Annotated in this window: 19 protein-coding genes and 1 pseudogene; 12 read left to right on the top strand and 8 right to left on the bottom strand. The window is 68.4% G+C overall.

Going from position 1 to position 20408, the window contains the following annotated elements:
* Positions 1-5: 5 nt before the first annotated feature.
* Both ACGFY9_RS02795 and ACGFY9_RS02790 read right to left on the bottom strand, forming a co-directional pair.
* A complete protein-coding gene (locus ACGFY9_RS02795; RefSeq protein WP_393751245.1) occupies positions 6-251 on the bottom strand; it encodes a hypothetical protein in 246 nt (81 codons plus the stop codon).
* Between the two features lie 450 nt (positions 252-701).
* Positions 702-959: a hypothetical protein gene (locus ACGFY9_RS02790; RefSeq protein ID WP_393751243.1), complete on the bottom strand. Its 258-nt coding sequence runs from the start codon at positions 957-959 to the stop codon at positions 702-704.
* A 550-nt stretch (positions 960-1509) separates the two neighbouring features.
* Here ACGFY9_RS02790 and ACGFY9_RS02785 point away from each other — a divergent pair.
* Together ACGFY9_RS02785 and ACGFY9_RS02780 are read left to right on the top strand one after the other, a co-directional pair.
* Positions 1510-2325, top strand: a complete 816-nt coding sequence (locus ACGFY9_RS02785) for a helix-turn-helix domain-containing protein (protein ID WP_393751241.1) — start codon at positions 1510-1512, stop codon at positions 2323-2325.
* The gene (locus ACGFY9_RS02780) at positions 2322-2537 is read left to right on the top strand and encodes a DUF397 domain-containing protein (RefSeq protein WP_393751239.1); all 216 of its coding nucleotides are present in this window, start codon (positions 2322-2324) and stop codon (positions 2535-2537) included. Before ACGFY9_RS02785 ends, ACGFY9_RS02780 begins: the two co-directional genes overlap by 4 nt.
* Positions 2538-2714: 177 nt before the next feature.
* Here the strand turns inward: ACGFY9_RS02780 and ACGFY9_RS02775 are convergent.
* Positions 2715-3044: pseudogene (locus tag ACGFY9_RS02775) on the bottom strand (septum formation initiator); the annotation flags it as partial.
* 584 nt (positions 3045-3628) lie between these two features.
* Between ACGFY9_RS02775 and ACGFY9_RS02770 the strand changes: the two are divergent.
* Together ACGFY9_RS02770 and ACGFY9_RS02765 are read left to right on the top strand one after the other, a co-directional pair.
* Positions 3629-4471 (top strand): HAD family hydrolase, encoded by an 843-nt coding sequence (locus tag ACGFY9_RS02770; RefSeq protein ID WP_393751237.1) that lies wholly within the window; start codon positions 3629-3631, stop codon positions 4469-4471.
* A gap of 144 nt (positions 4472-4615) precedes the next feature.
* Positions 4616-4780: a hypothetical protein gene (locus tag ACGFY9_RS02765; RefSeq protein WP_393751235.1), complete on the top strand. Its 165-nt coding sequence runs from the start codon at positions 4616-4618 to the stop codon at positions 4778-4780.
* 28 nt (positions 4781-4808) lie between these two features.
* Here ACGFY9_RS02765 and ACGFY9_RS02760 read toward each other — a convergent pair whose 3' ends face one another.
* On the bottom strand, positions 4809-5633 hold the full coding sequence (locus tag ACGFY9_RS02760; RefSeq protein WP_393751233.1) for an oxidoreductase: 825 nt from the start codon (positions 5631-5633) through the stop codon (positions 4809-4811).
* Positions 5634-5728: 95 nt separating this feature from the next.
* Here ACGFY9_RS02760 and ACGFY9_RS02755 point away from each other — a divergent pair, with 95 nt between their 5' ends.
* On the top strand, positions 5729-6715 hold the full coding sequence (locus tag ACGFY9_RS02755) for an ATP-binding protein (RefSeq protein ID WP_393751231.1): 987 nt from the start codon (positions 5729-5731) through the stop codon (positions 6713-6715).
* A gap of 57 nt (positions 6716-6772) precedes the next feature.
* Here the strand turns inward: ACGFY9_RS02755 and ACGFY9_RS02750 are convergent, their stop codons facing one another.
* Positions 6773-8044: a hypothetical protein gene (locus tag ACGFY9_RS02750; protein ID WP_393751229.1), complete on the bottom strand. Its 1272-nt coding sequence runs from the start codon at positions 8042-8044 to the stop codon at positions 6773-6775.
* 335 nt (positions 8045-8379) lie between these two features.
* On the opposite strand from ACGFY9_RS02750, the gene ACGFY9_RS02745 reads away from it, so the two are divergent.
* From ACGFY9_RS02745 to ACGFY9_RS02720, 6 genes are all read left to right on the top strand, one after another.
* A complete protein-coding gene (locus ACGFY9_RS02745) occupies positions 8380-10824 on the top strand; it encodes a bifunctional SulP family inorganic anion transporter/carbonic anhydrase (RefSeq protein WP_393751227.1) in 2445 nt (814 codons plus the stop codon).
* Positions 10825-10991: 167 nt separating this feature from the next.
* Positions 10992-12953, top strand: a complete 1962-nt coding sequence (gene acs, locus ACGFY9_RS02740; protein WP_393751226.1) for an acetate--CoA ligase — start codon at positions 10992-10994, stop codon at positions 12951-12953.
* Positions 12954-13164: 211 nt separating this feature from the next.
* Positions 13165-14601: a Na+/H+ antiporter NhaA gene (nhaA, locus tag ACGFY9_RS02735; RefSeq protein ID WP_393751224.1), complete on the top strand. Its 1437-nt coding sequence runs from the start codon at positions 13165-13167 to the stop codon at positions 14599-14601.
* A 43-nt stretch (positions 14602-14644) separates the two neighbouring features.
* Positions 14645-15130, top strand: a complete 486-nt coding sequence (locus ACGFY9_RS02730; protein ID WP_393751222.1) for a phage holin family protein — start codon at positions 14645-14647, stop codon at positions 15128-15130.
* Positions 15127-16077, top strand: a complete 951-nt coding sequence (locus tag ACGFY9_RS02725; RefSeq protein WP_393751220.1) for an alpha/beta fold hydrolase — start codon at positions 15127-15129, stop codon at positions 16075-16077. The genes ACGFY9_RS02730 and ACGFY9_RS02725 overlap by 4 nt, the downstream gene beginning before the upstream one ends.
* A 182-nt stretch (positions 16078-16259) precedes the next feature.
* Positions 16260-16439: a hypothetical protein gene (locus tag ACGFY9_RS02720; RefSeq protein WP_078623198.1), complete on the top strand. Its 180-nt coding sequence runs from the start codon at positions 16260-16262 to the stop codon at positions 16437-16439.
* A gap of 44 nt (positions 16440-16483) precedes the next feature.
* Here ACGFY9_RS02720 and ACGFY9_RS02715 read toward each other — a convergent pair whose 3' ends face one another.
* From ACGFY9_RS02715 to nth, 3 genes are all read right to left on the bottom strand, one after another.
* On the bottom strand, positions 16484-17683 hold the full coding sequence (locus ACGFY9_RS02715; protein ID WP_393751218.1) for a MarP family serine protease: 1200 nt from the start codon (positions 17681-17683) through the stop codon (positions 16484-16486).
* Between the two features lie 120 nt (positions 17684-17803).
* Entirely contained in the window at positions 17804-18493 is a 690-nt protein-coding gene (locus tag ACGFY9_RS02710) for an NUDIX hydrolase (RefSeq protein ID WP_393751216.1), read from the bottom strand.
* Between the two features lie 84 nt (positions 18494-18577).
* Positions 18578-19366, bottom strand: coding sequence for an endonuclease III (gene nth, locus ACGFY9_RS02705; RefSeq protein WP_393751214.1), 789 nt, complete (start codon positions 19364-19366; stop codon positions 18578-18580).
* Between the two features lie 342 nt (positions 19367-19708).
* Between nth and ACGFY9_RS02700 the strand changes: the two genes are divergently transcribed.
* Entirely contained in the window at positions 19709-20383 is a 675-nt protein-coding gene (locus tag ACGFY9_RS02700) for a Crp/Fnr family transcriptional regulator (RefSeq protein ID WP_019063754.1), read from the top strand.
* Positions 20384-20408: the final 25 nt, after the last annotated feature.

Raw genomic sequence — 20408 nt, 5'->3', positions numbered from 1 at the left:
TTCCTCTACGGGCAATCATCATCGTTCGATATTTCATCGGTAAGGCCGCCAATAACCCATTCCATAGGTATGTCACCTCCCTCAATCAGTGCCTCGTCGAGATTCCTCACGAGATGCGCCAGACCAGTTGCCGCCGCCTTCCAACTGGCCGCATTTTTGAGGGTCCCCGTGTATTCAGGATGGGTTAATCTCTCGGCCGCTGAAAGTGTCTGGTCGTACAGCTCGCGCGCGCCCATTTCATCGTTGCTCATCAGGTTATTCGTATCGCTCCCATGTGTGACCTCCCCTGTGTGCGTCGTACAGCCAACAGGCGTCTTCTTTCGACGGACTCTTAGAAGGGCAATAGGGTCGGATCCGGACTGCAATGTCACTGCCATCCGCATCCCAGGTAACCCAAATGTCTCCGTCGCCCTGCTCCGCTTCGAGATCCAGAAGTAGGGCAGCGTGATCGCCGTAACGGTGGGAGTCGAGTTCACAACTCACGTATTCCCGAGCCATGTCCCGCGTGGCCGCATTGCTGGCCAATTCGAGCGCTGCGTTACGCATGCCTTCCGGCACGGCGAGCGCTGCGCCACACTCCGTGAAGAGGGATACCAACATCTACGCCATACCAAAAACAGCACCGACAACGAAACCGCACGCACCGCTGAGCAAGATGATCACTAATAGGCCTACCCACTGAGCGGCGTAAGGGATTCGCCTCATGCCCTTACCCTCTCGACACGGGCCGGTTCAAGACCGGCCGGAAGACCCTGAACGGTCAACTCCGCGAAGTCGTCGAACCGGCGCCTGAAATGCATGTGCCCGGTCTCCTTCATATGCCCCCTCATCCAGTCGTCCACATCGGTGGGGTTGTCATGCTTTTCGGATTGGGCCCCGCAGGCTTCTTCGTCACCCACCACGCAGTACGCGGAATACTCGGGTTCAACGGTGAGGTCCTGGCGACTCGTGTAGGGCACGTACCGAAAGACGCTGCGACTCACTTCAAATTCCCCCTGCACTACAGGAATTGACCTCAGAGACGGCCGTACTCAGGGCTTCGGACAGCGGCACGTATTCGAGATTCATCGTCTTGGCGTCCCACTCTCGGCCCCCCCCAAGGGGGCGAAGCTGGACGCGTCCGCCGACGTGCCCCATGACGAGGCCGACGGCTCCGCGCTGAGAGTCCGTGACGGTGGTCCCGACGGGCGGGTTCCCGTTCATACGCTCAGCCGCCGCAGTCCGGCTTCAACGGCCCGGAGGTCGACGGTGTTCGGGTCAGTGAAGCCACCGCGCGGACGCCAGCCGAGTAAGGCCCAGGGGCCCAACTCCCGCTGTAGCGCGACCAGCTCCGCCACGTCGTCTGGCGTGCCTGTGGTAGCGGTGGGGGTGCTGGTCATGGCCGGTTGCCGTACCTTCCACATCTCGCTGCTGTGTGTGACTTCTCCCTCACACCATGGCGGGCGACGCGTACGCTCAACAGAGGGAAGGGGTTTCCAACGCAGGTGGAAAGGCTGGTGAGTTGAACAGGTGAGCGAAGAACCGGAACCGGCGAACGGCCTTGAGTGGTTCGGGCAAGAGCTAGCCGCAGCGTTAGAGCACAAAGGGGCAACGCAACAAGAGCTAGCAGATTTCACCGGCTACAAGGCCCCGTACGTGTCCAAGGTCAAGAACGGCAAGGCGCTTCCGTCACTCCACTTCGCGGAGGGGTGTGACCGCTTCTTCAACACCAGTGGATCTTTCGTGCGGCTGCTGATCAGGATCTCGCAGCACGGACACCCTGAGTGGTTCGTGCCGTACGTGGAGCTTGAGAAGGCTGCCACCAAGATTGAGGACTACAGCACCAGTTTCGTCATGGGCATGTTGCAGACGCCCGAGTACGCGCAAGCAGTCTTCCGGGCGGCGCATCCTCGCGAGACTGAAAGCCAGATCAAAGCGCGGGTCGAACTCCGTCTCCGCCGCAGTGACGTCCTGGACCGGCCGGAACCGCCGTTCCTGTGGGTCATCTTCCATGAGTCCGTCTTGCGCACGACTGTGGGCAGTCCGGGAGTCATGGCCGGACAGCTACAGCACCTTGTTCAGATGGCGGAAAGCCCGCACGTCACGCTTCAGGTTCTGGCCTTCGGGGCGGGTGCCCCCGCGTCCGGTCTGCCGTTTATCCTGCTTACGCCAGACGACGGGGCGACGGTCTTGTACTCAGAGACCACCGGCAAGGGGTCCGTGAACGACTCTCCGTCTGCTGTGCGGGATTGGTCGGCTACCTATGAGCGGCTACGTGCGGCAGCGGAGTCAGAGACACGTTCCTTGGCCCTGATCCACTCGATCATGGAGGAGCACGCCAGATGAGCAACACCCCCGCCCCACGCGGCGTTGTGTGGGTCAAAAGCACGTACAGCGACGGGCAGGGCGGCAACTGCATCGAGTGGGCACCGTCGTACGCGATGACTCACGGTGTCGTCCCCATACGGGACAGCAAGATCCCCAGCGCTCCGGCGCTCATGCTCTCGCCCGAAGGGTTCGCTGGCCTCGTGGCGTTGGCACGCAGCGCCAACGTGTAGCGACTCGACCGAGAACCCCATGTTTCCTAGCAGGCAGGAAACATGGGGTTCTGTCGTGCCACGGACCAACCACCAAGCCCCGTCCGGCACTTGGTGGGCAGGGCCCTCAGATGTGAACCGCCAGGTCAGTCACATTCCAGGGGTCTGCGCGATAGAGTGTGTTTAACGTGCGTTCCTGGGCAGCATCAGGACGTGGTCGGCGCCGATCTCGACGGCCCGCCGCCAGACCCCCGAGTCGTCCTGGTCCCGGCCGACCAGCACCACCCCGCGCCGTCGGGCGGCCCCGCGCACCCGGCGAGCCGCGTCGTCGCCGACCAGGACGAGCGGGGCCGTCTCCCAGCCGCCCTGGCGCTCCGGCACCCCGTGATGCACCTCGGGTGTCGCGCCGGCCGCCGCGCACAGGCGCAGCAGGTCGTCGAGGAGTTCGACGTCCTCGGTGACGATCAGCGGTCCGCCCTGTCGCCCTCCGGCCGCGTGCGGCGGATCGTGTGTGACGGTTCCGGCCATGTTTTCCATCCCCCATCGCTGTGTCTCTCGCGTCACCCCTGTGGCCCGCGATTTCCAAAGGTGCGGAGAACCGGCGACCGGCCCTCCATATGCACGGCCGACAGAAACCGGCCAAACGCGTCCGACAAACGGAACGGGCCATGAACTCGCCGCGAGCGAGGACGCGTTGGAATCACGGTGCGGGCATCGCGGAAATCGTGTGGATCTTGGTCGAAAACTGTGGACAACTCAGGCCCTGTGAATATCGCCTTCACCCATACCGGTGACCCCTGTACCGACCTCTGTACTAGTTCCGCAGCGCAGTCCGCCAACTACACACGGTGACGAGTTCTGGGCATGAAAAAGAGGCGGCCTCAGCCGCCTCGGGTTGGCCTCACGACCACGCACAGGGAGGGAAAAAGCGTCCGGACATGCGACGACCCCCACCGGGGGGGAGAGTGGGGGTCGCCTTCACGGCCGACTCGGGGGGGGAGGAGCCGGACCGCGTTAGCACGGTCGCGAACGATCCGTGACTTCCATGGTGTACCCGAGAGGCCTCTCAGGCAAACCCACGCGCCTCACCTTACGCCGAATGGGCTGCGCCTATGCTCTGGGTTGTGGAAAACCACTCCTTGCCCCGCACAGCAGCCTTCTTTGACCTGGACAAGACGGTCATTGCGAAGTCGAGCACGCTCACCTTCGGCAAGTCCTTCTACCAAGGCGGACTGATCAACCGCAGGGCCGCCCTGCGGACCGCCTATGCACAGTTCGTCTTCCTCACCGGCGGCGCCGACCACGACCAGATGGAGCGGATGCGGAAGTACCTGTCCGCACTCTGCCGCGGCTGGAACGTCCAGCAGGTCAAGGAGATCGTCGCCGAGACACTGCACGACCTGATCGACCCGATCATCTACGACGAGGCGGCCTCCCTCATCGAGGAGCACCACACCGCCGGCCGCGACGTGGTGATCGTGTCCACGTCCGGCGCCGAGGTGGTCGAGCCGATCGGTGAACTCCTGGGCGCGGACCGGGTGGTGGCGACCCGCATGGTCGTGGGCGACGACGGCTGCTTCACGGGCGAGGTGGAGTACTACGCGTACGGCCCGACGAAGGCCGAGGCGATCAAGGAGCTGGCGCAGTCCGAGGGGTACGACCTCGACCGCTGCTACGCCTACAGCGACTCGGCGACCGATGTGCCGATGCTGGAGTCCGTGGGCCACCCCTACGCCGTGAACCCCGACCGTGCGCTGCGCCGCGAGGCACTCGCGCGCGGGTGGCCGATTCTGGACTTCAACCGCCCGGTCCGGCTCAAGCAGCGGCTGCCCGCGCTCTCCGTACCGCCCCGCCCGGCACTGGTCGTGGCCGCGGCCGTGGGTGCCGCGGCGGCCACGGCGGGGCTCGTCTGGTACGCGAGCCGACGCAAAGCGGCGACCGTTTACGCCGGTTAGTGACCCTTTGAACATAAAAGTAAAGAACCGCGGCCAGGGGTTCCGCTTCCTCCAGGGCTGGAGTACAAAGGATTCAACGGCCCGCGAGACCAAGGACATCCGAAAGGATCACCTTAATAACGCATTTGGCCCCACGGACCGCGCATGAACACCGAGCACCCACGCGACGTCGACCCGTCGATTACGGGCCAGCCGCACCAGGTGACGGGCGAAGTTCCCGACCTGATGGGCAATATTTCGAGGACGCTTGGTAACCCGGTGGAACATGCCAGCGGCGGTACGAATCCTCGTACCGCCGCACCTCTGTAAAGGCCCTCCGTAGAGGGCCGTTTTCATGTCAGGCGGCCCCGCGCTGGAGCGCCTCGCACACCGCCGTCGACTCGCGCGCCCCCAGCTCGACCGCCCTGCCGCAATGCGCGATCCAGGCGGCCATGCCCTCCGGGGTGCCCGACACGTAACCGTCCAGCGCCGCCAGATAGGCCGCGCGCCCCAGTTCGGCGTGGCCGACCTCCGCCGGGCACACGGACTTCGGGTCGAGGCCGCTGCCGATGAGGACGATCCGCTCGGCCGTGCGCGCGACCAGGCCGTTGCGGGAGGTGAAGGGGCGCAGGGCGAGCAGCTCGCCGTGCACGACGGCGGCCGTCACCAGCGCCGGTGCCGAGCCGCCCGCGATGATCAGGTCCGCGAGTCCGTCCAGGCGTCCGGACACCTCGGCCGCGCCAGGCAGCGGCAGTTCGACGAGCGGCTCGTCGACCGGCTCGCCCTGTTGTCGCGGCCGGCCGACCGCGTCCTCGTCGCTCGCGGCCGCCACCAGGTGCAGCCGGGCGAGCACCCGGAGGGGCGACTGCCGCCAGATGGACAGCAGTTGGCCCGCCTCGGAGGACAGCCGCAGGGCCGCGCCCATCGTGCGGGCCTCCGCGTCACCACTGAAGTCGGTGCGCCGGCGCACCTCTTCGAGTGCCCAGTCGGCCCCGGACAGCGCCGCCGAGCCACGCGCGCCGCGCAGTGCCGCCTCGGCGGTGAGCTCGTTGCTGCGGCGCCGCATCACGCGGTGCCCGTAGACCCGGTCCACGGCCTTGCGCATGGACTCGACGGACTCGGCCACTCCGGGCAGCGTGCCCAGGGCCGCGAGCGGATCGGCGGTCGCACCTGTCGTACTCATGAGTACGACACTAGCCATCCCCGGGGCACGCCCCACGATTGAGTGGTCTTCTTCACGCACACCTGCCACGCACAGCTATGTCACGACTACGCTCCATGAACATGAAAATTGCTTTCGTCGGGAAGGGCGGCAGCGGGAAGACCACCCTGTCCTCCCTGTTCGTCCGCCACCTCGCGGCCACCGCCCAACCGGTCGTCGCCGTCGACGCGGACATCAACCAGCACCTGGGCCCCGCCCTCGGCCTGGACGAGTCCGAGGCCGCCGCACTGCCCGCACTCGGCGAGCACCTCCCCCTGATCAAGGACTACTTGCGCGGCACCAACCCGCGCATCGCCTCCGCCGACACGATGATCAAGACCACCCCGCCCGGCGAGGGCTCCCGGCTGCTGCGGGTGCGCGAGAACAATCCGGTCTACGACGCCTGCGCGCGGCCGGTGGAACTCGACGGCGGCGCCGTCCGTTTGATGGTCACGGGCCCCTTCACCGACGCCGACCTGGGGGTCTCCTGCTACCACTCCAAGACGGGAGCGGTGGAGCTGTGCCTGAACCACCTGGTGGACGGGCGCGACGAGTTCGTCGTGGTGGACATGACGGCGGGCTCGGACTCCTTCGCCTCCGGCATGTTCACCCGCTTCGACATCACGTTCCTGGTGGCCGAGCCGACCCGGAAGGGAGTCTCCGTCTACCGCCAGTACAAGGAGTACGCCCGCGACTTCGGGGTCGTCCTGAAGGTCGTCGGCAACAAGGTGCGAGACCAGGACGATCTCGACTTCCTCCGCGCCGAGGTCGGGGACGATCTGCTCGTGACGGTGGGGCACTCGGACTGGGTGCGTGCCATGGAGAAGGGCCGGCCGCCCCGGTTCGAGCTCCTGGAGGACGCCAACCGCCGTGCCCTGCGCCTGTTGGAGATCGCCGCCGACGCGACGTACGAACTGCGTGACGGGGAGCGCTACACGCGCCAGATGGTGCACTTCCACCTGAAGAACGCGCAGAGTTGGGGCAATGAGCGCACCGGGGCCGACCTGGCGGCGCAGGTCGACCCCGGGTTCGTGCTCGACGAGAGTGTCACCGCCTCCGCGTGAAGCGATGCGTGAGGCGCACCCTCTCCCAACTACCGCTGACCGCTTGACCGTCAGTGCTCACTGCTTGACCGCCGGCGCCCCGGGGACACCCTTCGGGGCCGGCGCGGGGCGGCCGGTCAGGAAGGACGTCCAGCCCGCCTTCGGTGCCTCGCCGACGTTCAGGCCGCGCAGCTTGGCCAGGGTCTGCGGGTCCTGGGCGTCCAGCCAGTCGGACAGCTGCCGGAAGGAGACGCAGCGCACCTCGGACTTGTTGCAGACCTTCTCGATGACCTCGTCGAGGGCACGCATGTAGGTGCCGCCGTTCCAGGACTCGAAGTGGTTGCCGATGACCAGGGGCGCGCGGTTGCCGTTGTAGGCACGGTCGAAGCCCTTGAGCAGGCCGTCACGCATCTCGTCGCCCCACTGGTCGTACTTGTCGGGGTCGCCCTGGGTCTGCGTGCCGGACTGGTTGACCATAAAGTTGTAGTCCATGGTCAGCTGCTCGTAGGAGTGGCCGGGGAAGGGGACGAGCTGCATGGACAGGTCCCACAGCCCCTCCTTCTTCTTGGGCCAGATCTGGTCGTTGACCCCGCTGGTGTCGTAGCGGAAGCCCAACTGGCTCGCCGCCTTCATGAAGTTGGCCTGGCCCTCCAGGCAGGGCGTGCGAGCGCCGACGAGTTCCTTGTCGTAGTCGAAGGGCAGCGAAGACGCCTTCTTCATCCCGGAGTTGGTCTTCCAGGTCTTCACGAACTGCTTCGCCTGGGCGATCTCGCTCTTCCACTCGGCGACCGACCACTCGCCGACCCCGCCGTTCTTGCCGCAGAAGTGACCGTTGAAGTGGGTGCCGATCTCGTTGCCCTCCAGCCACGCCAGGCGCAGCTGCTTCACGGTGTCGGCGATGCCCTGCTCGTCGTTGAAGCCGATGTCCGAGCTGCCGGGTGAGTGCTCCGGGGGCTTGTAGAGGTCGCGCTTGTTCTCCGGCAGCATGTACACGCCGCTGAGGAAGTACGTCATGTTCGCGTGGTTGGCCTTGGAGACCTTGCGGAAGTGGGAGAACAGCTTCTGGCTGTCCTCGCCGGCGCCGTCGAAGGAGAAGACCACGAACTGCGGGGGCTTCTGGCCGGGCTTGAGCCGCTCGGGTCTGGGCAGATGCGGCTGCACCCCGGTGTACGACGTGGAGCCGTCCCCGATCAGGCGGACTCCGCTCTTGGGTGCCGGGGCGGGCGCCGCCTTGTGCGGACCGTGCGCTCCGTGCGGGGAACCGTTGTCACCGATCGCGCAACCGGCGAGCGACGCGGCACAGGCCGCGGCGATCACGGCGCCCGCGGTGATCCTCTGGGTGGCGGCCATGTCCGCCCACCTTCTTCCTTCGTTCGGACCGACGCCGATCAGGGCGTTTTCTGGCGATGTGCCGGGAATCCCGGCAGCGCCGCCAAGGTCGCACGGGGCCGAAGGTGGGATTAGTACGACAAGCCGATGAAATTCTCACTTCACTCTCTACAGTGACTTATTAGCCCATTTGCTCGCAAAACCTATGCTTGACCTTTACTCTGCATTACGATCCATTTACCGAGCGTAGAGATATCCCGCCGCTGCACGCCGTGACCCACGGCCGCGACCGACCCCCGCCATCGACGGGGACCACCAGTTCCGCGACCGCGCTGCCCCGGAGGAGACGGGAAGACATGTCAGCCTGCGTACCCACCCGCGCCACCGACTCGAATGCGAACGAGAATCGGACGAAGCGCGTCCACCCACCCCACAGCCCACCGCCGCCCGCGCCCCGCCGCTTCCGTATCGCGGGCGCCGATGTGTCGGCCTCCATCGCGGTCTTCCTGATCGCCCTCCCCCTGTCCCTCGGCATCGCCCTCGCCACCGGCGCGCCCCTCCAGGCCGGCCTGGTCGCCGCCGCCGCGGGCGGCCTCGTCGCCGGTCTGCTCGGCGGTTGCCCGCTCCAGGTCAGCGGCCCGGCCGCCGGACTCACCGTGGTCACCGCCGACCTGATCCACCGTTACGGCTGGCGTACGACCTGCGCGATCACCGTCCTCGCCGGTCTCGCCCAACTCGCCCTGGGCTGCGTGCGCGTGGCCCGCACCGCGCTCGCCGTCAGCCCCGCGATCGTGCACGGCATGCTGGCCGGCATCGGTGTCACCATCGCCGTCGCCCAGCTGCACATCGTGCTCGGGGGCACCCCGCAGAGCTCGGTCCTCGCCAACCTCCGCGCGCTGCCTGCCCAGTTGGCGGACCTGCACCCCGCCGACGTGGCGATGAGCATGCTGACGCTGGCCCTTCTGCTGCTGTGGCCGCGCGTCCCCGGCCGGCTCGGCCACCTGATGCGCAAGATCCCGGCCGCCCTCGTCGCCGTCGCCGGAGCCACCCTCACCGCCTCCCTCACCGGGCTGAGCCTGGCCAAGGTCGACCTGCCCTCCTGGAGCAGCCACGCGCTGGCCGGACTGCCCAAGGGCCCGGTGCTCGGCATCGCCGCCGCCGTGCTCACCACCACGCTGGTGTGCAGCGTGCAGTCACTGCTCGGCGCGGTCGCCGTGGACAAGCTGGTCGCCGGGCAGCCCGGGCTCTCCGCCCGCGTCGGCCGCTCCGACCTGAACCGCGAACTGCTGGGCCAGGGCGCCGCCAACATCGTCTCCGGCGCGCTCGGCGGACTGCCCGTCGCGGGCGTGGCCGTACGGAGTTCGGCGAATGTGCAAGCCGGCGCCGTGAGCCGGAACTCCACGATGCTGCACGGCGTTCTCGTAGTGGTAGCCGCGCTGCTGATGGTCCCGGTGCTGGAGCTGATCCCGCTCGCTTCGCTCGCCGCACTCGTGATGGCCGTCGGCATCCAGATGGTGTCCCTGCACCACATCCGCACGGTGACCCGCCACCGCGAAGTGCTGGTCTACGCCGTCACCACCCTCGGCGTGGTCTTCCTCGGTGTCCTGGAGGGCGTGCTCCTCGGGGTCACCGTGGCCGTCGCCGTCGCCCTCAACCGCCTTGCCCACACCCGCATCACGCACGACGAGAAGGAAGGAGTCCATCACGTACACGTCCGAGGGCAGTTGACGTTCCTCGCGGTGCCGCGGCTCAGCCGCACCCTGCATCACGTACCCCAAGGCGCCCACGTCGTCGTGGAGTTGGACGGTTCGTTCATGGACCACGCGGCGTACGAGTCGCTGCAGGACTGGCAGAACGCGCACACCGCACGCGGAGGCACCGCCGAACTGACCGGGCGGCGTACGGGAGTTGGCGTCACCGAGCCGGACCGCACCGGGGGTGAAGCAACACCGGCCGACACCGCGACCGGCACCCCGATCGCGTCCACCGCCTGCCGCTGCCACCCCTGGACGCCGTGGCGCAACCACCAGTGCGAGCCCCCGCGGTCCGCGTCCCCGAGCGGACACCCGGGCGAGTCGACGGACCGTTCCGCACCCGGCACCGCCATCCCGGGCGACGCCGGCACCGGGCCCGGCGGTCACCAACTGGCCCGTGGCATCAGCGCGTTCCAGCGCAACACCGCGCCGCTCGTGCGGGGCGAGCTGGCCCGGCTGGCCAGGGAAGGGCAGCGGCCTTCGCAGCTCTTCCTGACCTGCGCCGACTCGCGGCTGGTGACGTCGATGATCACCTCCAGTGGTCCCGGCGACCTGTTCGTCGTGCGGAACGTGGGCAACCTCGTGCCGCCGCCCGGCGAGGAGAGCGGCGACGACTCGGTGGCCGCCGCGATCGAGTACGCGGTGGATGTGCTGCGCGTGAGATCGATCACGGTGTGCGGGCACTCCGGGTGCGGGGCCATGCAGGCGCTGCTCAACTCCGAGCCCGGGGGCGCCCGGACGCCGCTCAAGCGGTGGCTGCGGCACGGCCTGCCGAGCCTGGAGCGGATGGCCGACGACGGCCGGCCCTGGGCGCGGCTGGCCGGAAGGGCGCCGGCAGACGCCGTGGAGCAGTTGTGTCTGACCAATGTGGTGCAGCAGTTGGAGCATCTGCGGGGGCACGAGTCGGTCGCCCGGGCGTTGCGGGAGGGGGCGTTGGAGCTGCACGGGATGTACTTCCATGTCGGTGAGGCTCAGGCGTACTTGCTGACCGGGGTGGACGGGGACGAGTTGTTCGACGGTGTGGGGGTGGCGGACATGTCGGCCTGAACCTTGTTCACCCGGCGTCCGTGGGTACGAAAGACCCTCGCCACACGTCTCTGCCCACAGGTCCGATGACAGGTCTAAACCAATATTTCGACGACCCTTGTCATCGGACCCCCGGGTCTGATGAGCTGGCCCGGGACACAACGGACACCCTGGGAAAGGCAGATGCCGTGAGCAACGAAAGCCTGGCCAACCTGTTGCGCGAGGAGCGCAGGTTCGCACCCCCCGCCGACCTGGCGGCGAACGCCAATGTCACGGCGGAGGCGTATGAGCAGGCCAAGGCTGACCGGCTCGGCTTCTGGGCCGCGCAGGCCCGCCGCCTGAGCTGGGCGAAGGAGCCGAGCGAGACGCTGGACTGGTCGAATCCGCCGTTCGCCAAGTGGTTCAGGGACGGCACGCTCAACGTGGCGTACAACTGCGTGGACCGGCATGTCGAGGCGGGCAACGGCGATCGCGTCGCCATCCACTTCGAGGGCGAGCCCGGCGACAGCCGTGCGATCACCTACGCCGAGCTGAAGGACGAGGTCTCCAAGGCCGCGAACGCCCTGCTGGAACTGGGACTCCAGAAGGGCGACCGGGTCGCCGTCTACATGCCGATGATCCCGGAGACCGCGGTCGCGATGCTGGCCTGCGCGCGCATCGGCGCCGCGCACTCGGTGGTGTTCGGCGGTTTCTCGGCGGACGCGCTCGCGACCCGCATCCAGGACGCGGACGCCAAGGTCGTCATCACCACGGACGGCGGCTGGCGGCGCGGCAAGCCCTCCGCCCTCAAGCCGGCCGTGGACGACGCGGTCGACCGCGCGGACAGCGGCGTCGAGCACGTGCTCGTGGTCCGCCGTACGGGCCAGGACGTCGCGTGGAACGACGAGCGGGACGTGTGGTGGCACGAGATCGTCGAGCGGCAGTCGGCGGAGCACACGCCCGAGGCGTTCGAGGCGGAGCAGCCGCTGTTCATCCTCTACACCTCCGGTACCACGGGTAAGCCCAAGGGCATCCTGCACACCTCCGGCGGCTACCTCACGCAGGCGGCGTACACCCACCACGCCGTGTTCGACCTCAAGCCGGAGACCGACGTCTACTGGTGCACGGCCGACGTCGGCTGGGTCACCGGCCACTCGTACATCGTCTACGGCCCGCTCGCGAACGGCGCGACGCAGGTCATGTACGAGGGCACCCCCGACACCCCGCACCAGGGCCGCTTCTGGGAGATCGTCCAGAAGTACGGGGTGACGATCCTGTACACGGCGCCCACCGCGATCCGTACGTTCATGAAGTGGGGCGACGACATCCCCGCGAAGTTCGACCTCAGCAGCCTGCGCATCCTGGGCTCGGTCGGCGAGCCGATCAACCCCGAGGCATGGATCTGGTACCGCAAGCACATCGGCGCCGACAAGACCCCGATCGTGGACACCTGGTGGCAGACCGAGACCGGCGCGATGATGATCTCGCCGCTGCCGGGCGTCACCGCGACCAAGCCCGGTTCCGCGCAGACCCCGCTGCCCGGCATCTCCGCGACGGTCGTCGACGACGAGGCCAACGAGGTCCCGAACGGCGGCGGCGGTTACCTCGTCCTGACCGAGCCGTGGCCGTCCATGCTGCGCACGATCTGGGGCGACGACCAGCGGTTCCTCGACACGTACTGGTCGCGTTTCCCGGGCAGGTACTTCGCCGGTGACGGCGCGAAGAAGGACGACGACGGCGACATCTGGCTGCTCGGCCGCGTGGACGACGTGATGCTCGTGTCCGGGCACAACATCTCCACCACCGAGGTCGAGTCGGCGCTCGTCTCGCACCCCGCGGTCGCCGAGGCGGCCGTAGTGGGCGCGGCGGACGAGACGACCGGTCAGGCGATCGTCGCCTTCGTCATCCTGCGCGGCACGGCGAACGCCGAGGACGAGAACCTCGTGGCCGACCTGCGCAACCACGTCGGCAGCGTCCTGGGCCCGATCGCCAAGCCCAAGCGGATCCTCCCGGTGGCCGAGCTGCCGAAGACCCGCTCCGGCAAGATCATGCGCCGCCTGCTGCGGGACGTGGCGGAGAACAGGCAGCTCGGAGACGTCACGACCCTGACCGACTCCACCGTCATGACCCTGATCCAGGACAAGCTCCCGGCCGCGCCCAGCGAGGACTGACCAGGACAGAGCACTGACCTGCACATACGACGACGAAGGGCGCCCGGCGGCGAACATGCCGGGCGCCCCTTTCGCGCATAACGTGAGATCCGCAGGGCTCATCCCGCCGCACCTTAGGTAAGCTAAGTAAAGCGTCAAGGACGCGACAAGGTGTGCCGGGAAGTCTGGTCGGCAAGTGCTCTGTGCTGCCCGCCACCCCGGAGGTCTCCCCGTGACCGCGCCCCGCCCCACCGCCGCCCGCAAGGTGCTCGGACGGCTGTCCCTGCCCGAGCGGAACTTCGTCGCGGACGCGCTGCGCACCGAGACCGTCGGCGGTGTCCTCCTCCTGATCGCCGCGGTCACCGCGCTGATCTGGGCCAACGTCCCCGCCCTGCACGACAGCTACGAGAGCGTCAGCCACTACCACCTCGGCCCCGGCGCCCTCGGCCTGAACCTCTCGGTCGCCCACTGGGCCGCCGACGGCCTCCTCGCCGTCTTCTTCTTCGTCGCCGGCATCGAGCTCAAGCGTGAACTCGTCGCCGGCGACCTGCGCGACCCCAAGGCCGCCGCCCTGCCCGTCGTGGCGGCCCTGTGCGGGATGGCCGTACCGGCACTCGTCTACACGCTCACCAACCTCACCGGCGGCGGCTCCCTGCAGGGCTGGGCGGTGCCGACCGCCACCGACATCGCGTTCGCGCTCGCCGTCCTCGCGGTCATCGGCACTTCCCTGCCGAGCGCGCTGCGCGCCTTCCTGCTCACCCTCGCCGTCGTCGACGACCTGTTCGCGATCCTGATCATCGCGATCTTCTTCACGGCCGGCATCGACTTCGTGGCGCTCGGCGGGGCCGTCATCGGCCTGGCCGTCTTCTGGCTGCTGCTCCGCAGGGGCGTGCGCGGCTGGTACGTGTACGTCCCGCTCGCGCTCGTGATCTGGGCGCTGATGTACAACAGCGGCGTCCACGCCACGATCGCCGGTGTCGCGATGGGCCTGATGCTGCGCTGCACCACCCGCGAGGACGAGAAGCACTCCCCGGGCGAGCACGTCGAACATCTCGTACGACCCCTGTCGGCGGGCCTCGCGGTGCCGCTGTTCGCGCTGTTCAGCGCCGGAGTCGCCATCTCGGGCGGTGCGTTGGGCGACGTGTTCACCAAGCCCGAGACGCTCGGCGTGGTCCTCGGGCTCGTCGTCGGCAAGGCGGTCGGGATCTTCGGCGGGACCTGGCTGACGGCCCGTTTCACCCGGGCCTCGCTCAGCGACGACCTCGCCTGGCCGGACGTGTTCGCGGTCGCCTCGCTGGCCGGCATCGGCTTCACCGTGTCCCTGCTCATCGGGGAACTCGCGTTCGACGGCGACCAGGTGCTCACCGACGAGGTGAAGGCGGCCGTCCTGGTCGGCTCCCTCATCGCGGCCCTGTGCGCAACCGTGTTGCTGAAGGTCCGAAACGCCAAGTACCGCAAAATGTGCGAGGACGAGGAGCGCGACGAGGATCTCGACGGCATCCCCGACATCTACGAGCAGGACGAGCCGTCGTACCACCTGCGCATGGCGGAGATCCACGAGCGCAAGGCCGCGGAGCACCGCAGGCTCGCCGAGGTGAAGGCCGCCGAGCGACGCGCGCTTGCCGAAGTGGCGGGCGGGGCAGGCGAGGACAACGACGGTCCGGCATGATCTGACCAGACGGTACAAACACATGCGGAAGAGGGAGTACGCGATGAGCGCACCCGACGGCAGCCCGGTCGGCGCCGAACGCAGCATCGGCCAGCTGTTCGCCTCGGCGACGACCGAGATGTCCGCGCTGGTGCACGACGAGATCGCGCTGGCGAAGGCGCAGCTCAAGCAGGACGTCAAGCGCGGTGTCGCGGGCGGCGGCGCGTTCACGGTCGCCGCGGTGGTGCTGCTGTTCTCCCTGCCGATGCTCAACTTCGCGCTGGCGTACGGCATTCGCACCTGGAGCGGCTGGAACATGGCGCTCTGTTTCCTGCTCTCCTTCGCCGCGAACGTGCTCGTCGCCATCGTCCTCGGGCTGGTGGGCGTGTTCTTCTTCAAGAAGGCCGCGAAGAGCAAGGGTCCGCAGAAGGTGGCCGCTTCGGTGAAGGAGACCGCAGGCGTCCTGGGCAACGCCAAGCCGCATCCCCGCGCGGCGATCGAAGACCGTGTCCCCGAAGCCATCGAGGCTGTGGCACGCTCGTCCTCATGACGGACCCCGCCAATCCTTGGGCGCAACCTGCTTCGGTCGTACGGCTCGACATCCCCGGCGGGCGCGAGGTGACCCACCGGGATGTCGCGGCCAACGGCGCCCGCTTCCACATCGCGGAGGTGGGAGACGGACCGCTGGTGCTGCTGCTGCACGGCTTCCCCCAGTTCTGGTGGACCTGGCGGCACCAGCTCGGCGCGCTGGCCGACGCCGGGTTCCGGGCCGTCGCCATGGACCTGCGGGGCGTCGGCGGCAGCGACCGCACCCCGCGCGGCTACGACCCGGCCAACCTCGCCCTCGACATCACCGGCGTGATCCGCTCGCTCGGCGAGCCGGACGCCGCGCTGGTCGGCCATGACCTGGGCGGCTATCTGGCCTGGACGGCGGCCGCGATGCGCCCCAAGCTGGTGCGCCGGCTCGCCGTCTCCTCGATGCCGCACCCCCGGCGCTGGCGCAACGCGATGCTGTCCGACGTCAGGCAGTCGGCGGCGAGTTCCTACATCTGGGGGTTTCAGCGCCCCTGGCTCCCCGAGCGGCAACTCCTCGCCGACGACGCCGAGTTGGTGGGCAAGCTGATCCGGGACTGGTCCGGCGCGAGCCTGCCCGACGACGAGGCGGTCGAGGCGTACCGGCGGGCGATGCTGATCCCGTCGACCGCGCACTGCTCGATCGAGCCGTACCGCTGGATGGTGCGGTCGATGGCACGCCCGGACGGCATCCAGTTCAACCGGCGCATGAAGCGGCCGGTGCGGGTGCCGACGCTGCATCTGCACGGCTCGCTCGACCCGGTGCTGCGCACCCGCAGCGCGGCGGGGTCCGGGGAGTACGTCGAAGCGCCGTACCGCTGGCGGTTGTTCGACGGTCTCGGGCACTTCCCGCACGAGGAGGACCCGGTGATCTTCTCGACCGAACTGGTCAACTGGCTCAAGGATCCCGAACCCGACCGGTGACCGGTCGACGACCCGGCGATCACTCATCGATCACCCGTCGATGACCGTTCCGTGACCGGTCCGCTGCGCCCGGTATCCGGATCTGAACACCTGTACTACGAACGGCCACTTGCCTCGCGCATACGCCAATTGGGGGCCCAAGGGGTGGTTATCGACCTTGGGGCAGGGGCAGACGTCGGGGTATGGGCTGGACGCACGACTACAGTGACGCAGCACGAAATCGCCGCTCGGACCACGGTCTGAGCTCCCACCAACGGGGCGCCCCGCAACTCCAGGGCACCGACCTCAGGGTGGGGATCCCGCGCATTCTGCGCCGCCGGGCCCGCTGGGTCTCGGTACGGCTGCGTCATCCCCGAGGCTGACGCACCCACCTCTTACAGGGCACACCTTTCAGTGCGCACAGCTCTCACAGCGCGCAACTGTCGCTGTCCACCTGCTCGTTGGCACTGCGCCCCTTGACGATGTCCGCCTGGATCTCGTCCGCGGTGAGCGCGTACCCGGTGTCAGGGTCGTCGAGGGACTTGGCGAAGACCACGCCGTACACCTTGCCCTCGGGCGTGAGCAGCGGGCCGCCGGAGTTGCCCTGGCGGACGGTCGCGTAGAGCGAGTACACATCGCGGCGGACCGTGCCGCGGTGGTAGATGTCCGGGCCGTTGGCCGTGATACGGCCACGCACGCGTGCGGCACGGACGTCGTACGACCCGTTCTCCGGGAAGCCGGCGACGATCGCGCTGTTGCCGCTCGTGGCGTCCTTGGTCGCGAACTGCAGGGAGCGCGCCTTCAGGTCCGGTACGTCGAGGACGGCGATGTCACGGTGCCAGTCGTAGAGGACGACCTTGGCGTCGTACTTGCGGCCCTGGCCGCCTATCTGGACGGTGGGTTCGTCGACGCCGCCGACGACGTGCGCGTTGGTCATGACGCGGCGGTCGCCGAAGACGAAGCCGCTGCCCTCCAGGACCTTGCCGCAGCTCTGGGCGGTGCCCATGACCTTGACGATGGACTGCTGGGCGCGGGTGGCGACCGCGCTGGAGGCGAGGGCCGGGTCGGGCGGCTGGACGTCGTTGATCGGCTCGTTCGCGAACGGGCTGAAGACCTGCGGGAAACCGTTCTGCGCGAGGACCGAGGAGAAGTCCGCGAACCAGGTGTCGGCCTGCGCGGGCAGCGCCCGGGAGACCCCCAGCAGCACCTTGGAGCTGCGGACCTCCTTGCCGAGCGTCGGCAGGGTGGTGCCGGCCAGCGCGGAGCCGATCAGCCAGGCGACCAGGAGCATCGCGAGGACGTTCACGAGGGCGCCGCCGGTCGCGTCCAGGGCGCGGGCCGGGGACCAGGTGATGTACCGGCGCAGCTTGTTGCCCAGATGCGTGGTCAGGGCCTGGCCGACAGAGGCGCAGACGATGACGACGATGACCGCAACGACGGCCGCGGTGGTGCTGACCTCCGCCTTCTCGGTCAGCGCGTCCCAGATCACGGGCAGCGTGTAGACGGCGACGAGACCGCCGCCCAGGAACCCGATCACCGACAGAATGCCGACGACGAACCCCTGGCGATAGCCCACGATCGCGAACCACACGGCGGCGACCAGCAGCAGGATGTCCAGCACGTTCACCGGTTCAAGCCTCGCCTCATGACTTCGCGATCACTCCAGGGCCACCGGGGGTCCGGCCCGCCGCGGCGCGGCTGTCGGATGCCGCGTCCCCCGGGAAGACACAGCACGACGGACACCTTGTCATGACCGCCAGTCGAGGGGGACCTGCTTCTCGGGGTCCCAGGGCCGCTCCCAACCGGAGTAGTGCAGCAGGCGGTCGATGACTCCGGCCGTGAAGCCCCACACGAGGGCCGATTCGACCAGAAATGCCGGACCCAGGAAGCCGCTGGGGTGCGTGACGGTGACTCTGTTGGCCGGATCCGTGAGATCCGCCACGGGAACCGTGAACACCCTCGCAGTCTCGTTCGGATCGACCACGCCCACCGGTGTCGGCTCCCGCCACCAGCCCAGCACCGGTGTCACCACGAAGCCGCTCACCGGGATGTACAGCTTGGGCAGCACCCCGAAGAGCTGCACTCCGGCCGGGTCGAGCCCGGTCTCCTCCTCGGCCTCGCGGAGAGCGGCCCGCAAGGGCCCGTCGCCCGTCGGATCACCGTCCTCGGGGTCGAGGGCGCCACCCGGGAAGGACGGCTGCCCCGCGTGCGACCGGAGCGACGTCGACCGCTCCATGAGCAGCAGCTCGGGACCCTGATCGCCCTCCCCGAAGAGGATCAGCACCGCCGACTGCCGCCCCGCCCCGTCCTCCGGCGGCAGGAACCGGCTCAGCTGCAGCGGCTCGACCGTCTCCACGGCGTGCACCACCGGATCAAGCCAGCCCGGCAGCCCGTCCTTGCTTAGCCCCACACCCTGGGTATTGCTCGTGTGTGTCATCCCCCACCCCCGTTCCCACTGACCAACGCCCGATACCTCCGCGATCGTTCCGTCATCCGGCCCCCGATGTCATGCCGGTCCCCGTCACGCCGATCCCAGGGGCGGAGCCGGTTTGCCGCCCGCGTCCAGATAGGCCTGCGGCGGGTTCAGGCGCTGGCCCGGATAGCCGCCCTTCTCGTACTTGAGCAGCTTCTTCGCCTTCTCCGGGTCGGTCTCGCCCTCGCCGTACGCCGGGCAGAGCGGGGCGATGGGGCAGGCGCCGCAGGCGGGCTTGCGGGCGTGGCAGATCCGGCGGCCGTGGAAGATCACGTGGTGCGAGAGCATCGTCCAGTCGCTCTTCGGGAAGAGCGCTCCCACGGCGGCCTCGATCTTGTCGGGCTCGGTCGCCTCGGTCCACTTCCAGCGCCGTACGAGCCGCTGGAAATGCGTGTCCACGGTGAGGCCGGGCCGCCCGAAGGCGTTGCCGAGCACCACGAAGGCGGTCTTACGGCCCACACCGGGCAGCTTGACGAGGTCTTCGAGCCGTCCGGGCACCTCGCCGCCGAAGTCCGCCACCAGAGCCTTGGAGAGCCCTATCACCGACTTGGTCTTGGCCCTGAAGAACCCGGTCGGGCGGAGGATCTCCTCGACCGCCTCCGGGTCGGCGACCGCCAGGTCCTCGGGGGTCGGGTACTTGGCGAACAGCGCCGGGGTCGTCTGATTGACCCTCAGGTCGGTGGTCTGCGCCGACAGGACCGTGGCGACCACGAGCTGGAAGGGGTTCTCGAAGTCGAGCTCCGGGTGGGCGTACGGATAGATCTCGGCCAGTTCGCGATTGATACGGCGGGCACGGCGGACGAGGGCGGTGTGCGATTCGCTCTTCACGCCGGACATCACTTTTGCCCCCTTTGTCACTTTCCTGCCGCCATCCTTGCCGCCGTCAGGGCCCTGTTCGCCCACAGCGGAATCACGAGGTACAACCATCCGCCCAGCCCCCTTGGCCTGTGCTCTCACCGGCGATTTGGACACCCGGCCAGCCTAGAGCCCGCCACTGACATCCGCCCCGGACCCCGAAGATCAGCCCCCAATTGGACCCCTGCCGCTTACCTCGGGACACCTGTGCGGCATCCTTGTGACAGATCACACTGTTTGGACGGTCCGGCAAAATGGGGAGCACGGTCCCCTGGTACCAAGGGGGAACACCATCCCCTGAGCAGGTCGACAAGGAGAGAACTCGTGGACGACGTTCTGCGGCGCGCCCCGCTCTTCGCGGCGCTCGATGACGATCAGGCCGCTGAGCTGCGCGCCTCCATGAGTGAGGTGACCCTCGCGCGCGGGGACTCGCTCTTTCACGAGGGCGACCCGGGCGACCGGCTCTACGTGGTCACCGAGGGCAAGGTGAAGCTCCACCGCACCTCCCCGGACGGCCGCGAGAACATGCTGGCCGTCCTCGGCCCCGGCGAGCTGATCGGCGAACTGTCGCTGTTCGACCCGGGCCCGCGCACGGCGACCGCCAGCGCGCTGACCGAGGTCAAGCTGCTCGGCCTCGGCCACGGCGACCTCCAGCCCTGGCTGAGCGCCCGCCCGGAGGTGGCCTCCGCGCTGCTGCGCGCGGTCGCCCGCCGGCTGCGCAAGACCAACGACGCGATGTCCGACCTGGTCTTCTCGGACGTCCCCGGCCGCGTGGCCCGCGCCCTGCTGGACCTCTCCCGCCGCTTCGGCGTGCAGTCGGAAGAGGGCATCCACGTGGTGCACGACCTCACGCAGGAGGAGCTGGCCCAGCTGGTCGGCGCGTCCCGCGAGACGGTCAACAAGGCCCTCGCCGACTTCGCGGGCCGCGGCTGGCTGCGCCTGGAGGCACGCGCGGTGATCCTGCTGGACGTGGAGCGGCTGGCGAAGCGCTCGCGCTAGCCACAGCATTTCGTACGACTTCGAA

It is taken from the genome of Streptomyces sp. NPDC048504 (assembly GCF_043200035.1).
Taxonomy (GTDB): domain Bacteria; phylum Actinomycetota; class Actinomycetes; order Streptomycetales; family Streptomycetaceae; genus Streptomyces.
This window is presented reverse-complemented; position numbering and strand designations above follow the sequence as displayed.